This window comes from Candidatus Phyllobacterium onerii (genome assembly GCF_028331445.1).
Classification (GTDB): Bacteria; Pseudomonadota; Alphaproteobacteria; order Rhizobiales; family Rhizobiaceae; genus Phyllobacterium; species Phyllobacterium onerii.
This window is the reverse complement of the sequence record NZ_JAQMHX010000004.1, coordinates 342,351-357,278: the sequence shown is the minus strand read 5'-3', so window position 1 is coordinate 357,278 and position 14,928 is coordinate 342,351. Positions and strand designations below refer to the sequence as shown.

Sequence of the window (14,928 nt, the reverse complement as noted above, 5' to 3'; positions counted from 1 at the left end):
TATAATCATGTCGTTATAGGGTGTGATCTTGCCAACGGAAATGAAATTTCTTGAAGACATGATGCGGTTATCGAATGATTAGGGTCGCGTCGGTCGTTCGGTAACCTGATCGGCAATCCAGGTGAAGAAGCTTTGTGCCAGAGCGTTCTCCTTCTTGTGGTCGGGCACCACAAGATAGTAGCTGTTTTCGGTCTGGAGCGGCTGCTCGAACAGCACCAGCAAGCGCCCTGATGCGACCTCTTGCTCAATCAAATAACGTGGGAGCAATGCGAAGCCCAGACCGGCGAGCGCTGCCTCTATAACCATGGAAAAATGTTCAAATCGGTGCCCCTTGTATGGGGTGGCAATCTCCGCCTGTACTGTTTCGAACCAGGAGGCCCAAGCCTTGGGCCGTGTCGAGAGATGCAACAATGGCGCTGAGCTTGCCAGTTCGGCTGGTGTTTTTACGGGATTGGCCGCGCAAAGCTTCGGGCTCCCCACGGGTACAATCAGTTCACTACAGAGATAAGTGCATGTGGCATGCGCCCAGACCGGCTGGCCATAGTGGATGGCCAGATCGAACGGCTCCTCCTCGAAATCGAAGGGTTCCGACCGCGATGCGACGCTCAGCGCCATTTCGGGGTGGCGGCGCAAGAAATCGGGGAGCCTTGGCATCAGCCAGCGGCTGCCGAAGGTAGGCAGCGTGGCAATGTTCAGCGATGATGCTGATTGTGACGCGGCCATGGCACGCAGCATCGTCTCTTCAGTCAGGCCAAGCAGGCGTCGTACTTCCGGAAGAAACTTCTGCCCGGCATTGGAAAGAACAACACGCTGACGAATGCGCTCGAACAACAGTACGCCGATCTGGCCTTCGAGTTCGCTCATCTGCCGGCTGACAGCACTTTGCGTCAGATTGAGCTCTCTCGCCGCTTGGGTAAAACTGCCATGCCGAGCCGCACACTCGAATGTCTGCAGAATATCGATGTCCGGGATCAATCTGCGGCTTAACTTCATTCTTATCTCGCATCAACCCAGTTTCAATCATCGCAATCCGCGGGCCATTATCTTATCTATAATACAGTCTAAGCATGACGGCGATGAAATTGCTGTCGCACCACTGCAACGGAACCATCATTGTGAAATCAACGAGTTTTGTCCCGACAGATGCTATCCGCGCATCTTTCTCTTCAGCCATGTCATCCATGTACCGGACGGAAGTGCCCGCCTATGGAACACTTCTGTCGCTCGTCGCGAAAGTGAATGCACAAACGCTTGCCGGATCGCCGGAACTGAGGCATCGCCTGGAAAAAACCGACACGCTTGACCGTATTTCGGAAGAGCGGCACGGTGCTATCCGTGTCGGCACGCCAGCAGAACTCGCCATGCTGCGCCGGGTCTTCGCCATCATGGGCATGTATCCGGTCGGTTATTACGATCTGAGTGAGGCCGGCGTTCCCGTCCATTCCACCGCCTTCCGGCCGTCAAGCGATGCGTCGTTGAAGATCAATCCGTTTCGGGTTTTTACCTCATTGCTGCGGCTCGATCTCGTTGTGGATCCAGAGCTTCGCGACGAAGCCCGGAAGATCCTCGAAGCACGGCAGATCTTTACCGAAGAGGCGATTTCTCTCATTGAGAAAGCCGAGACTGAAGGTGGCCTCAACGCTGACGATGCGGCGCTTTTCGTACAGGAAATCCTCGAAGCCTTCCGTTGGCACGACCATGCCAGCGTTAGCGGTGAGCTCTATGACCGCCTGCACGATGCACACCGGCTGATCGCCGATGTCGTGTCTTTCAAGGGGCCGCACATCAATCATCTGACGCCGCGCACACTGGATATCGATGCCGTTCAGGACCTGATGCTTGCACACGGTATTTCGCCAAAGGCAGTCATCGAAGGCCCTCCGACCCGGGCCTGTCCCATTCTTCTGCGCCAGACCTCTTTCAAGGCGCTTGAGGAAAACGTCTCGTTTCGCAACGCTCAAGGGCAATGGGAAGCCGGCTCGCATACGGCCCGCTTCGGCGAAATCGAGCAACGTGGCGTTGCACTGACCCTTCAAGGTCGCGCGCTCTACGATCAACTCCTGGCCAAATCGCGTGAAGTAGTTCGCCCTGCCGCCGATGGCTCGAATGCCGAAGCCTACGTTGCTGCGTTGGCTGGTGCGTTCAAAGCCTTCCCGGATGATTGGAATACTATCCGCATCAATGGACTCGGTTATTTCCGCTATTCTGTCGTCGAGTGCTTTCCACAAAACACGCTGTCGCCTCGCGAAGCCGCCAACATCGAAACGCTCGTCGCGATGGGCGCCGTCCAGTTCGACCCGATCGTCTATGAGGATTTTCTGCCCGTGAGCGCCGCCGGAATTTTCCAATCCAATCTCGGCGACGATGCGAACCTGAAATTCGCAGCAAGCCCTAGTCAGCGGGAATTCGAGGAGCAGCTTGGCGTACCGGTTCTCGATGAATTCACGCATTATGAAAACCTTGAAAAAGCATCTGTGGATGCGTGCCTGAGACACTTCAAACCCATCGCGCTCGCAGGCTGAGCAGCGGCAGTATCAAAAATTAGAACGGCCTGATAAAAGCTCCCCCAAACGGGCAGGCAACAGACAAAGGAAAAGCAAGATGACCATTGCTCAAGAAGTGAAAACACTCCTTTCCAAGCTCGGCGTAGCTGAATCCGCTTATACCGGCGGAAGGATGCCCTCCTCCAGTCCCGTCAGCGGTGAGAAAATCGCCGATATCGTGGTTCATTCGGCGGACGATACGGCAAAGACCATCGAACGGGCTGATGCAGCGTTCCGCGAATGGCGTCTGGTGCCGGCCCCAAGGCGCGGCGAACTCGTGCGTCTGTTCGGCGAGGAGTTGCGGGCGCTGAAGAGTGAACTCGGCCGCCTTGTTTCGATCGAAGCTGGCAAGATCCCGTCGGAAGGCCTCGGCGAAGTCCAGGAAATGATCGACATTTGCGATTTTGCTGTCGGCTTGTCGCGCCAGCTCTATGGCCTGACCATCGCAACCGAACGTCCCGGACACCGCATGATGGAAACCTGGCATCCGCTTGGCGTCGTTGGGGTTATCTCCGCTTTCAATTTCCCGGTTGCCGTCTGGTCGTGGAACACGGCGCTCGCACTCGTCTGCGGTAATGCTGTTGTGTGGAAGCCATCGGAAAAAACACCTCTAACCGCGCTCGCATGCCAAGCCATCTTTGAGCGCGCCGCCAAGCGTTTTGGTGATGTTCCCGCCGGCCTTACCCAGGTGCTGATGGGCGACCGCACCGTTGGCGAGACCCTCGTCGATCATCCGAAGGTTGCGCTCGTATCGGCGACGGGATCTACCCGCATGGGCCGCGAGGTCGGGCCGCGTCTCGCCAAGCGTTTCGCTCGCTCGATCCTCGAGCTTGGTGGCAACAATGCCGGCATCGTCTGCCCCTCGGCCGATCTGGACATGGCACTGCGTGCTATTGCCTTCGGTGCAATGGGCACCGCCGGTCAGCGTTGCACCAGCCTTCGCCGTCTTTTCGTACATGAAAGCGTCTATGAAACGCTCGTGCCCCGCCTGAAGAAAGCCTATGAAAGCGTTTCCGTCGGCAGTCCACTCGATACATCGGCGTTGGTCGGTCCGCTCATCGACAAGGCTGCCTATGACAATATGCAAAAGGCGCTGAGGCAAGCAATCGATCATGGGGGCAAGGTAACGGGCGGCGCGCGCATCGATACCGGGTACGCCAATGCCTATTATGTCCGTCCCGCTCTTGTCGAAATGCCGAGACAGGATGGGCCGGTAACCGAAGAAACCTTCGCTCCTATCCTCTACGTCATGAAATACAGCGACTTCGACAAAGCGATCGCCGATCACAACGCAGTCGGAGCGGGGCTTTCATCCTCGATTTTCACGCTCAATTTACAGGAAGCCGAACGTTTCCTCAGCGCTGATGGGTCAGACTGCGGTATCGCAAACGTCAACATCGGCACGTCCGGCGCTGAAATCGGCGGGGCCTTTGGCGGCGAGAAGGAAACAGGTGGCGGGCGCGAATCCGGATCGGACGCATGGAAGGCCTATATGCGCCGTGCCACGAACACGGTGAACTATTCGTCAGCCCTTCCCTTGGCACAGGGCGTATCGTTCGATATCGACTAATCAGATTTTAAACGCCGTTCCCCGGAAACGGGGGACGGCGTTTTGCGCAGAATATCATGCCTGAAATTGTTCGCCGACAAATTCCCAGTTAACAAGCTTGCCAAGAACTGCCGCAACGTGTTCCGGGCGGCGGTTCTCGTAATCTAGATAAGCGTGCTCCCAGACATCGATACCGAGCAACGCTTTCTTGCCCTTCGCGAGCGGATCACCGGCATCCTGCATGCCAACGATTGAGAGCTTTTCCCCATCCTTGGTTAGCCATATCCATCCTGTGCCGAACACGTTGTCGCCCTCGGCGGTCATCTTCTTCTTCAGTTCGTCAAAGCCGCCAAAACTGCCCTCGATGGCTTGCAGGATTTCACCTTTGGGTGCCGCAGGTCCGCCTTTGAACTGTTGCCAATAGAGATTGTGGTTCCATGCCTGTGCGGCGTTGTTGAAGATCGCGGTATCTCCATCCTTTTTGGCACGCACGACCACCTCTTCGAGTGAGAGATCCGCATAGGGTGTCTTTTCAACCAAGGTATTGAGCTTCTTGAAGTAACCAGCATGGTGCTTTCCATAGTGGAGGCCAACTGTTCTCGCTGAAATCACCGGCGCCAGCGCATCTTCCGCGTAAGGTAGTTCGGGCTGTTTGAAGGGCGCGGCTGCGCGAGCCTTGATGGCCGGGGCAAAGAGCGTTGTCGCAGCAGCGGCTCCGGAGAGCGCCAATACATGACGTCGGTTCATCTGCATATTAATCTCCTTCGGTCGTCTACGGACGCAAGCCAATAGATATCTCATAAATGGCGTCGCAACTGCTTTAACATGTTTGTGATGGCGAAGCGCCAAAGCAACCTCTCCATGATCGATTTTTCGGCGCCTCATACGACCTGTGATGGTCGGGGCGCCCTTCCACAGTCGATGGACTCCGCACAAACATCCCGCACGACCCCGCGCAACCAACGATGCGCGGGGTCGGCGTCCAGCCGCGGATGCCAGAGCAATGAAATTGTGACCTCCGGCATGGCTATCGGAATGGGAAAACTATGCATTCCGGCGCGCAGGTTTCCCGTATAGCGTTCGGGAACGCTGGCGATCAGGTTCGAGGCACCCGCCAGAGCCAGGGCCTCCGAAAAGCCGGCGACGACCGTCACGATCTCTCGTTTCAGCCTTAACGGCTCGAGGGCATCATCGATCGGTCCACTGTCGAGCCCGCGACGAGAGATGAGGATGTGCCGACCGGCCGCATATTGGGCAGGCGTGATCGTGACGCCGCACAACGGATGTCCCATCCGAACGACACCAACGAAACGATCACGGAACAGAGCCTGTGCGCGCACTTCAGGACCCGTTGTCTTGCCCACAACGCCGGTTTCCAGATCAACCGTTCCGTCCCGAAGGGATAGACTATCTTTGCTGGTCTTCTGCACGAAGCGCAACCGTATGCCTGGTGCTTCTTCGCTTACCCGCGCAATGAGACGTGGTCCGAAATTCTCGACAAAGCCATCCCTGTTTCTGATCGTGAATGTTCGTACAAGCCGCTTCAGGTCGAGCATTTCCTGAGGACGCAGAACGGCTTCTGCATCCTGCACAAGCAGAGCGACGCGTTCCCGAAGCTCTAGGGCCCGGGGTGTGGGAACAAGGCTGCGTCCGGCCCGGACGAGCAGTGGGTCGCCGGTCGTTTCCCGCAACCGTGCCAATGCGCGGCTCATCGCGGACGGGCTCAGCCGTAGCCTTTCGGCGGCGCGAGCCACGCTTCCTTCAGCGAGCAGCACATCAAGGGTGACAAGCAAATTGAGATCGGGATGCGACATGCATTGATCCTAGCACAGTTCAATTGTGATATAGCGTCAAACGCACGAACAAAATGCAAATGCTGCGTCTTCCGCCATGCCTGGCATAAGACTACGTATCTGAGAGCTCCGTTTCAGGAGACAGCAGAAAGCGGAGTTCATGTTGAAGCCAATCATCGCAACTCAAAACGAGGCAGTACATGCAGAACGGACAGCTTCGACCCCGTTGGCGCTTGCCGGCCTTTCGCTGTCCATGTTGCTGTCCTCGCTCGGCATCAGCATCGCCAATGTTGGCCTGCCGACATTGGCTCAAGCGTTCAATGCCTCCTTCCAGGAAGTGCAGTGGATCATCCTCGCTTATCTTCTCGCCATCACTACTTTGATCGTCAGCGTCGGACGGCTAGGCGACGCTATAGGTCATCGACGACTGCTACTGGCCGGAATCTTCCTTTTCACGCTTGCCTCGATCCTGTGCGGTGTCACCTCCACGCTCTGGCTGTTGGTTACCGCACGGGCAGCGCAGGGCCTCGGCGCGGCCATCATGATGGCTCTTACCGTGGCATTCATCAGCGCGATCGTTCCAAAGACAAAAACAGGCAGCGCGATGGGGTTGCTCGGAACGATGTCGGCGATTGGCACTGCTCTCGGTCCATCGCTCGGCGGCGTTCTGATAGCCGGGCTAGGTTGGCAGGCAATCTTCCTCGTCAATGCGCCGCTGGGTATCCTGGCTTTTCTTCTCGCCTATCGCTATCTGCCCGGTGATTACCCACGACCGAAGGCTGATCGAGCCGGTTTCGATATTATGGGTACACTGTTGCTTGCTCTGACGCTCGCCGCGTATGCGCTCTCCATGACGATCGGGCGCGGTGGCTTCGGTCTGCTCAATATAGCTCTGCTGCTGGCCGCCGGCTGTGGAACCGGCCTGTTCGTTCTCACCGAGGCGCGTGCAGCGTCACCTCTGATCCGGTTGGCTATGTTCCGCGATCCGGTGCTGAGTGGCAGCCTGACCATGAGCGCGCTCGTCTCGACTGTGATGATGGCGACGCTGGTGGTCGGGCCGTTCTACCTCTCCCGTGCACTCGGGCTCAACGAGGCTCTTCTTGGAATCGTTATGGCGATCGGACCAATCATGTCCGCATTGAGCGGCGTCCCGGCTGGTCATTTGGTCGACCGTTTGGGCGCGCCAATCATGGTCATGATTGGACTAATCGAAATGGCGGCCGGTTCACTAGCACTAGCCGTGCTTCCGGCGATGTTCGGCATTGCGGGCTATATTGCTGCCATAGCCGTCTTGACCCCCGGCTATGCATTGTTCCAGGCCGCCAACAACACGGTCGTCATGATGGATGTCCCCTCGGACCAGCGGGGGGTCGTTTCAGGGCTGCTGAGCCTGTCGCGCAACCTCGGGCTCATCACCGGCGCATCCGTCATGGGTGCTTTGTTCACGTTCGCGTCAGCAACGGTGGACATAGAGACGGCGCGACCCGAGGCCATTGCTACCGGTATGCGCATAACATTTGTCGTGGCGGCAGTTTTGATTGCGGTCGCGCTTGCCATCGCCATTGGACGCCATGCTCACGCAACACCCATTCGCACCGCAAAGACTCGCTGAGAAATCCACTACTTCACGAAGGCCTTCGTCAGACCCATTGTCCGATCCACGATCATGACCACTGCCAGCGTCATCAGGATCAGAAGAACTGAAACGCTTGCAACCAACGGGTCAGCCTGGCTCTCGACGTGATGGAACAGCTCAACGGGCAGCGTGGTCATTCTGGGTCCCGTCAGGAACAGCGTGATGACCACTTCATCAAATGAAACGAGGAAACAGAGCGCCGTAGCCGCAACGATACCCGGCGCCATCATAGGCAGGGTAACCTTTCCGAAAACGGCCAGGGGTTTGGCTCCGAGCGACGAAGCCGCCTCTTCGCAAGCGAGGTTGAGATTGCCGAGCGACACGGAGAGCACCCGCAACGCATAGGGAAGCGTGATCACCAGATGGCCGATCACGAGGCCTGTGAACGTTGCCAGGAGACCCATCGACGCAAAAATGATCAGGATGGCCAGCCCCAAAACGATTGTCGGCAACAGCAAGGGGGCGGTGAAAAGATTGAACAGGAATTCCGACCCGGTGACCTTCAACCGGACAATCGCATAGGACGCGGGAATTGCGATAATCAACGACAGGACAGTAACAACGCTTGCAAGCCCGAGACTTGTCAGAAACGCCGACATCATGACGTTGTTTCCGAGCAGGGCCTCATACCACCGCAGCGACCACGAGCTCGGCGGAAAGGCGAGGATCTGGTCGCCACTGAAGGAGATCGGAAACACGAGCAAGACCGGTGCCAGAAGAAACAGGAACAGGATGGTTACGGTGATACGCATAAACCAGGAGGTGGGATTGTCTTCCATTACCGTTACCCTTCGATCATGCGCAGCACGCGCGAATAGACAGCCAATGCAGCTCCGAAAATGATGAGCACGAGCATTGACAGCGTCGCGGCCAGCGGCCAGTTCAATGTCACGATTGCCTGATCGTAGATCTCCGTCGCCAGCAAGAACACCCGTCCGCCGCCCATCAGCTTCAGCGTAATGAAGGAGGAGATGGCGAGAACAAAGCAAAGAAGGCAGCCAAGGGCGATACCAGGCAACGTCAGGGGCAGGATAACACGCCAGAACGTCCTGAAAGGTGTCGCGCCGAGCGTTCGAGCCGCCTCCTCTACCTTGGGGTCGAGCCGCCCGAATCCGGCCATCAACGACAAGATCATATAGGGCATCAAGATCTCGGTCAGTCCAATGACGACGCCGGTGGTGTTGAACATCATACGCGGCGGCTGAAAGCCCATTGCCGCAATCACATTGGCAACTGGTCCCTGTTCGGCAAGGAGGGCGATCCAGCCATAGGTCCGCACGACGGCTGAGGTCAGGAGCGGTGAAATGACGAGCACCGTCAAGAACGTTCGCCACGCACCAGACGCGCGATGAAGATATAGCGCTATCGGATAGCTCGCCAACAGGGTTGCGAAGGTAATTCCTAAACTGACCATGATCGAATTCAGGATCAGTTCGATATAAAAACTATCCTGAAGCAAGCCCGTCCAGTTGGCAGCCGTGAAAGCCTCTGCAATACCGCCGCCAGGCAAGGCTTCATTGAAGGACATTCGTGCCAGATTGAAAACCGGAAGAATAAATCCGATGGCGTTGACCAGGGCGATTGGCAACAGCAGGGCAACAGCGATACCGGCAGTGCTGGAGGGTTTCTGTGCGCCGACAGGCATATCGAAGGTTGCTGTCGTCATTGATCCGCTCCGAAGACGAGTGTGTCCTCGACGCTCCAGGAGAGGACAGCTTCGTCCCCCTGGCGACGGCTGGCTTGAGACTTTTTGGTCGACTCTTCAACGATGAATTCGGTACCGCCCACGTCAAAATGGTACTGGATGACATCGCCAACGAAAGTGATCCGCGAGAGTACCGCAGCCATCCGGTTTTGCGTTTCACCTTGCCGTTCCGTTGACGCTGCGCTCCAATCGACATGAATGCGGTGCGGGCGCACCATCACCATAACATCGTCTTGGACCGCCGGTCTGGCCGACCGGATCATCGATGAACCAATTCGTATGCAGCCGTCTCCCGTGCGCTTGCCCTTGACCCGGTTCGTGCGACCGACAAAGGAAGCGACGAAAGGTGTCGTTGGCCGCTCGTAGATCTCATGCGGCGTGCCAACTTGTTCAATCAGTCCGCCTTTCATGACCACGATGCGATCACACATGCTCAAGGCTTCTACCTGATCATGTGTCACAAAAACTGTCGTAATGCCCAGCTCCTGCTGTATGTCCCGTATTTGCGTCCGCATTTCATCGCGCAGTTTTGCGTCGAGATTCGAGAGCGGTTCATCGAGCAGAAGTATCGACGGTTCAATGACGAGAGCGCGAGCCAACGCCACACGCTGCTGCTGGCCGCCGGAAAGTTCCCGTGGTTTTCGCTCGGCAAGATGTCCGAGCTGGACCATGGCGAGCGCCTTGGCCACCTTGTTGGCAATATCGGCCCGCGACAGGCCGCGCATTTCCAGACCGAACGCGACATTCTTCGCTACGGTCATATGCGGAAACAGCGCATAACTTTGAAAGACCAGGCCCATGTCCCTGCCATGCGGCGCGATATGAGTTACATCGCGTCCCCCGACGGCAATCTTTCCAGCTGAGGGAGCGATCAGTCCGGCAATCATGCGAAGAGTGGTGGTCTTGCCGCATCCAGAAGGACCCAGCAGGGCAATGAGTTCGCCCTTCCGGACCTCGAGATTCAGATTTGAGATGACTTCGACAAGACCGTATTTCTTATTGATACCTTCCAGGCTGAGGTGTGGGTTGCCAATCGTTTCAACGCCATCGCGTTTGATGGTCTGATGCATCATGGTAGCCTCCAAATTTTCACGGCTTGAACTTTAGCGGCTGAGCGGAATGATGCGACGACGCCATTGCTCGGTGATGCCGTCACGGACTTTCGCGACTGCCAGCCAGTCAATATCGATCATCTTATCCATATCGTCGGCGGCGGTGCGCTTCAAAGCATCTTGTGCAATGACAGTTTTGGAATTTGTGGGAGCGTAGAACATTTCGCTGGTGAATGCCGCTTGGGCTTCAGGGCTGAGCGCGTAATCGATGAATTTCTTCGCAGCATCGCCCGCCGGAGCGTTCTTCACGAGATTGATCGTATTGATCTGGAACCCGCTCCCCTCTTCCGGCAGGGCAACGCCCAGTTTTCCACCAGAGGTCTCGGAGTAAATTTGAGCGCGCGCATTCCAGCCGATACCCAAAGCCGCCTGTCCGTTGGCGATTGGAGCATAGACATCTGGCTTCGGATCCCAGGTCTGTACGCCCGGCGCGAGTTCGCCAATCTTGGCGATGCCCGCCGAGACGTCGGTCTTGTAATCCCCGCCGCCGGCAAGCTTGTTCGAAATGATCGTAAATGTTGTTCCTTGAATATCCGGGGCAGCCTGTATGATCACCTTTCCTTCATACTGCTTGTCCCAAAGGGCGTCCCAGGACGTCGGCGCTGCCTTCACCTGATCAGTGTTATAGATGATCACCAGATTATCGAAGGTAACGCCGACGCCTGCAACACCTTCGGCGTGAGCGTTCGGGTAAAGATCCTTGACGTTTGCAGACACACTTTCATCGACCTTGTCGAACAGACCCTCATCCGTGCCCGCCTTCGCTACACTCACATCAAGTATCGCCACGTCTATTTGTGGGCTGCTCTTCTGCGCACGCAGGGTCCCGAGCATCTGCGCCGAGTTCGGCATGCCATAGAACTGCACGGTGATATCGGGATATTTTTTCATGAACGGCTCGATGACGGCCTTCGTATAGTGTTCTTGAAAGATACCGCTATAGGCCGTCAGCGTTACAGTCTCCGCCGAAGCGCTACTGATCGCAGCGATTATGAGTGCTGAAACAGCAATTGAAAGTCTTGCAAACATCATCTCGTTCCCTGTTTTTATGAGTTGACTGTTATGGATCAGGCGACCTGGCGCTTCTGGCCCTCCACGATTTTCGTAGCTCCCGAAATGTCGGGAAGAAATTCGCCTTTGCGCAAGCGTTCGAGCAATATGATTTCGTTTTCCTGCATGCCGAGCGCTTTCTCCGCGGCAGCCCGTGCCTGGGATGGTGCCAGGACCACGACACCACTTTCATCCGCGATGATTGCATCGCCTGGCTTGATAACTTGACCACCGACCGTAACCGGGACGTTAATCGCGCCTTCCAGGCCCAGAATTTTGGTCGTTATCGGTGACGGTCCACGACACCACATGGGCATTTCCACCTTGCGTATTTCGGAGAAATCCGTGGCCGGACCATCGATTACCGCGCCGACAACGCCGGCCAGCTTCATGGCATGTGTCACAACACCGCCCCAGCAGGCGTGACGATTATCGCCACACCGTTCGATTGCGACGAAATCGCCAGGACGGACAATCTTGGTCAGGTAATGCAGGATGGTCGAATCGGCATGCGGAATCCGGATGGTGACAGCCGTTCCGGCTACACGTTTTTCCGGCAGAACAGCGCGAATTTCCCGATCGACGAAACCCGAATGCAGGAAGTGTCCAATCGTGGCAGTCTCGACCTGTTCCATGAGCTTGATCAAATCAGCATCGATCTGACGTGGCATTTCATTGACTTCAAACATGGTCTGACCTCTCAAAGCACGTGGTGGCGGGCAACGGGAACATCGCCGCGCACTTTTGTGACGTAGCCAAGGTCCAGTTTGGAGCTGGTGGTTCCGACACCATCGGAGCATTGCGCCACGATGTGGCCCCATGGGTCGATGACCATGGAATGCCCCCAGCACCATTTTCGCCCCTCGGCATGGGAGAGCGTCTGCCCAACCGCAAGGAAATAGGTCTGCGTTTCGATGGCGCGGGCGCGGGCAAGCACTTCCCAATGATCCTTGCCGGTCATCAGGGTGAAGGCAGCGGGAAGGACGATGACTTCGGCTCCCTCGTCACGCAGCTTGCGGAACAGTTCGGGGAAGCGGACGTCATAGCAGATGGCGCAACCGACCTTTGTGTCACCAACTTGGTAAGTTACAACGTCCTCGCCGCGACTGATCGTATCTGACTCGCGGTAGACCGTGCCGCCTGGCGTATCCACATCGAACAGGTGAATCTTGCGGTATTTCGCTAGTTCCTTACCGTCAGGGCCAAAGACAATCGTCGTGTTGTAATATTTGTTGCCATCCTGTTCGACAATGCTGCCAGCGTGAATTGTGACGCTGTGTTTTTCCGCCAGTCCTGACATCAGCCGGTAGCCGTCGCCATCCGGAAACGTCTCGCCATTGGCGTAGATGTTGTCCCGGCCTTCGCCAAGGAAGGCATAGTATTCGGGTAATACGATGAGGTCTGGTGCGTCATTCTCAACGGCTTCGTTGATCAGACGTGCCGCCGTGTCCAGATTTGCGGCCTTGCTGTCTTGCGAGTTCATTTGTACTAGACTGACTTTCACGCTCATACCTCCATTTTCGGTGAAGGGATCGTGCGAAAAATATCGTGGTGAGACAAACTCGAAATAATTGAGCAATCCTATAGATTTTTCTTATGCATACGTGGCCCGCTGTCGCGTTCCGTCAGAATGCTCTTACGCGTCGGCCATGCAGAGTGATACTTCAGCTGCCATCTGGGCAATGATGGACGGAAGAAGACTGTCCGGGTGATCGGCATAGACCGCATGAAATGTCAGCGGATGAAACGCTGGCGTAACGTCAAGAATCTCCAGTGCACCTGCATCGACATATTCGCCGAGAATGACGCGCGGCAAAGGCGCAACGCCAAGGCCATCTTTGGCGAGACGCATAATGGTGGCAAGCGAATTGGAGTTCGAGATCGCCGGTGCTTCAAGCCCGGCTTCGCGAAACTGCTGCAACAGCCCATGATGCGGAACACTGCCTTTTGAGAAGGCCAGCAAGGGGTAGCTGGCAAGGTCGGCGAGTGTGAGTTTCTTGCCTGCCAAGCCGTATTTGGGGCTCGCGACCCAGACGCAACGATAGGTGCCGAGATCGATATTGACCAATCCATGATCAAGCGCCGGTCCCATGATCAACGCCAGGTCAATTTTTCGTTCAATGATTTCCCGCGCCATATTGAGGCTGGTGTCGACGTTGAGGTCGATGGCGATCCCCGGATAGCGCTCTTGGACACGCTCTACGAGGCGTGGCAGAAACGAGTGGACGATGGAGTCGATCGTGCCTATGCTGACTGAACCTTTCAGGCTGGTGGGGTCGGCAATCGCCTCGCGAAATTCTCCGACAGCTTTCACAATTTCTTCGGCTCTGGGCACCGCCTGCTGGCCAACGGGTGTCAGTTTTACAGTGCGCATGTCGCGATCAAACAGCTGAACGCCAAGTTCGCGTTCGAGTGTGGCAATGCGGTTGGAGATCGAAGCCTGAGTTGTATTCAGTTTCTCCGCAGCGGCACTAAAACTGCCGAGGCGGACGATCCAGAGGAATGTTTCGACGAAGCGCAGGTTCATGGTGTTCGACTCTTTCTGCGGCCATCTTCACGCAAACGGAGCGTGATGCCAATGGCCGAACTATGTCGAACTGGCACGATGCAGGGCGCCATGCCTGGTTGATCACGTGAGGCCTGCTATGGACCGCAGCTCCATCGGCGCGTCAGGCGCGGCCCAGAGTTTGTTCGACCTGTGCCTTTAGCCTCGGATCGATCTTAAGAGCACGCGCGAGCCCGTCGAGATAATTTCTCTCAGCGGGTGTATCGACCGCTATCGCCAGAACTGAAGCCATGTAAATCTGGAGCGCCACCTCCGGCGAAGTCGCGGCGTTTAGGATCTCTCGAAGATCCACAGGCGTCGTCAGCTGTTCGGCCAAGCCGCGGCGGTCGGCGGAACTGATACCGAGCTGATCAAGGCGCCCGGCCAAGTTACGCTGTTCATCTTCGTCGATGGCGCCGTCGGCTTGTGTCGCGGCCACCATTGCCTTGACAAACACACCTGAGAGGGCATCGGCCCCACCAGGCGCCTGCGCTGGATGAAAACCATTGTCGGCCGGCGGCGCCACTGCAGCCGTATCTATTCCGGACGATTTTGCTTCCGACTGTCCAGCTTGTTGATATCGCTTGAACACCTGGTAGGCGAGTACGCCGATCACCGCCATGCCGCCATAGCGGGCGAGATCGTTCGTTCCTGCCTTTTGTGGCATTTGGGCCTGGGGCTGGGGCGATCTCGTTGGAACGCCGCCACTGCTCGCGCCGTTGCCGGCTGCTGCACCCCCAAGGAGACTGCCCAGAATGTCGCCAAGCCCACCGTTGCCACTAGGAACCGATCGGCCCACGGCTGCTCCGCCCCCACCCGCTGCTGGGCTACCGCCCAGCAGGCTTCCCAAAATATCGCTAAGATTGCCCGACCCGCCCGGCGCCGGCTGGCTAGGCCTACTCGTTCCTTGGCCCGCGCGCAGTCCACCTCCCTGCAGCGCAGCTTGAAGCATCTGCTCTAGCACTGACTGGTTGCTGGCCATTGAAACGTTCCTC

At 56.9% G+C, this 14,928-nt stretch carries 14 protein-coding genes; 3 read left to right on the top strand and 11 right to left on the bottom strand.

The genetic code is table 11. From position 1 onward, the window contains the following. Nucleotides 1–78: 78 nt before the first annotated feature. Entirely contained in the window at nucleotides 79–993 is a 915-nt protein-coding gene (locus PHA01_RS12055) for a LysR family transcriptional regulator (RefSeq protein WP_271895708.1), read from the bottom strand. Nucleotides 994–1,115: 122 nt separating this feature from the next. Here PHA01_RS12055 and hglS point away from each other — a divergent pair, with 122 nt between their 5' ends. After that, nucleotides 1,116–2,522: a 2-oxoadipate dioxygenase/decarboxylase HglS gene (hglS, locus tag PHA01_RS12050; RefSeq protein WP_271895950.1), complete on the top strand. Its 1,407-nt coding sequence runs from the start codon at nucleotides 1,116–1,118 to the stop codon at nucleotides 2,520–2,522. Between the two features lie 79 nt (nucleotides 2,523–2,601). After that, nucleotides 2,602–4,113 (top strand): L-piperidine-6-carboxylate dehydrogenase, encoded by a 1,512-nt coding sequence (amaB, locus tag PHA01_RS12045; RefSeq protein ID WP_271895706.1) that lies wholly within the window; start codon nucleotides 2,602–2,604, stop codon nucleotides 4,111–4,113. 54 nt (nucleotides 4,114–4,167) lie between these two features. On the opposite strand, the gene PHA01_RS12040 is transcribed toward amaB, so the two are convergent. Next, nucleotides 4,168–4,845 carry a superoxide dismutase gene (locus tag PHA01_RS12040; RefSeq protein ID WP_271895704.1) on the bottom strand — a complete coding sequence of 226 codons (678 nt, stop codon included), beginning with the start codon at nucleotides 4,843–4,845 and terminating at the stop codon, nucleotides 4,168–4,170. A gap of 128 nt (nucleotides 4,846–4,973) precedes the next feature. Continuing rightward, on the bottom strand, nucleotides 4,974–5,906 hold the full coding sequence (locus PHA01_RS12035) for a LysR family transcriptional regulator (RefSeq protein ID WP_271895702.1): 933 nt from the start codon (nucleotides 5,904–5,906) through the stop codon (nucleotides 4,974–4,976). 139 nt (nucleotides 5,907–6,045) lie between these two features. On the opposite strand from PHA01_RS12035, the gene PHA01_RS12030 reads away from it, so the two are divergent. Next, nucleotides 6,046–7,497 carry an MFS transporter gene (locus PHA01_RS12030; RefSeq protein ID WP_271895700.1) on the top strand — a complete coding sequence of 484 codons (1,452 nt, stop codon included), beginning with the start codon at nucleotides 6,046–6,048 and terminating at the stop codon, nucleotides 7,495–7,497. An 8-nt stretch (nucleotides 7,498–7,505) separates the two neighbouring features. Here the strand turns inward: PHA01_RS12030 and PHA01_RS12025 are convergent, their stop codons facing one another. The 8 genes from PHA01_RS12025 to PHA01_RS11990 all read right to left on the bottom strand — a co-directional run bounded on the left by PHA01_RS12025 (nucleotide 7,506) and on the right by PHA01_RS11990 (nucleotide 14,915). After that, on the bottom strand, nucleotides 7,506–8,300 hold the full coding sequence (locus tag PHA01_RS12025; RefSeq protein WP_271895698.1) for an ABC transporter permease: 795 nt from the start codon (nucleotides 8,298–8,300) through the stop codon (nucleotides 7,506–7,508). A 5-nt stretch (nucleotides 8,301–8,305) separates the two neighbouring features. After that, nucleotides 8,306–9,187, bottom strand: coding sequence for an ABC transporter permease (locus tag PHA01_RS12020; RefSeq protein ID WP_271895696.1), 882 nt, complete (start codon nucleotides 9,185–9,187; stop codon nucleotides 8,306–8,308). Then, nucleotides 9,184–10,299, bottom strand: coding sequence for an ABC transporter ATP-binding protein (locus PHA01_RS12015; RefSeq protein WP_271895694.1), 1,116 nt, complete (start codon nucleotides 10,297–10,299; stop codon nucleotides 9,184–9,186). The genes PHA01_RS12020 and PHA01_RS12015 overlap by 4 nt, the downstream gene beginning before the upstream one ends. A 30-nt stretch (nucleotides 10,300–10,329) precedes the next feature. Next, entirely contained in the window at nucleotides 10,330–11,370 is a 1,041-nt protein-coding gene (locus PHA01_RS12010; RefSeq protein ID WP_271895692.1) for an ABC transporter substrate-binding protein, read from the bottom strand. A gap of 35 nt (nucleotides 11,371–11,405) precedes the next feature. Next, complete coding sequence (locus PHA01_RS12005) at nucleotides 11,406–12,077, bottom strand: RraA family protein (protein WP_271895690.1); 672 nt, start codon at nucleotides 12,075–12,077, stop codon at nucleotides 11,406–11,408. A gap of 11 nt (nucleotides 12,078–12,088) precedes the next feature. After that, the gene (locus tag PHA01_RS12000; RefSeq protein WP_271895688.1) at nucleotides 12,089–12,892 is read right to left on the bottom strand and encodes a carbon-nitrogen hydrolase family protein; all 804 of its coding nucleotides are present in this window, start codon (nucleotides 12,890–12,892) and stop codon (nucleotides 12,089–12,091) included. A 132-nt stretch (nucleotides 12,893–13,024) separates the two neighbouring features. Beyond that, the gene (locus PHA01_RS11995) at nucleotides 13,025–13,915 is read right to left on the bottom strand and encodes a LysR family transcriptional regulator (RefSeq protein WP_271895686.1); all 891 of its coding nucleotides are present in this window, start codon (nucleotides 13,913–13,915) and stop codon (nucleotides 13,025–13,027) included. A gap of 142 nt (nucleotides 13,916–14,057) precedes the next feature. Further along, nucleotides 14,058–14,915 (bottom strand): tellurite resistance TerB family protein, encoded by an 858-nt coding sequence (locus PHA01_RS11990; protein ID WP_271895684.1) that lies wholly within the window; start codon nucleotides 14,913–14,915, stop codon nucleotides 14,058–14,060. Nucleotides 14,916–14,928 lie beyond the last annotated feature (13 nt).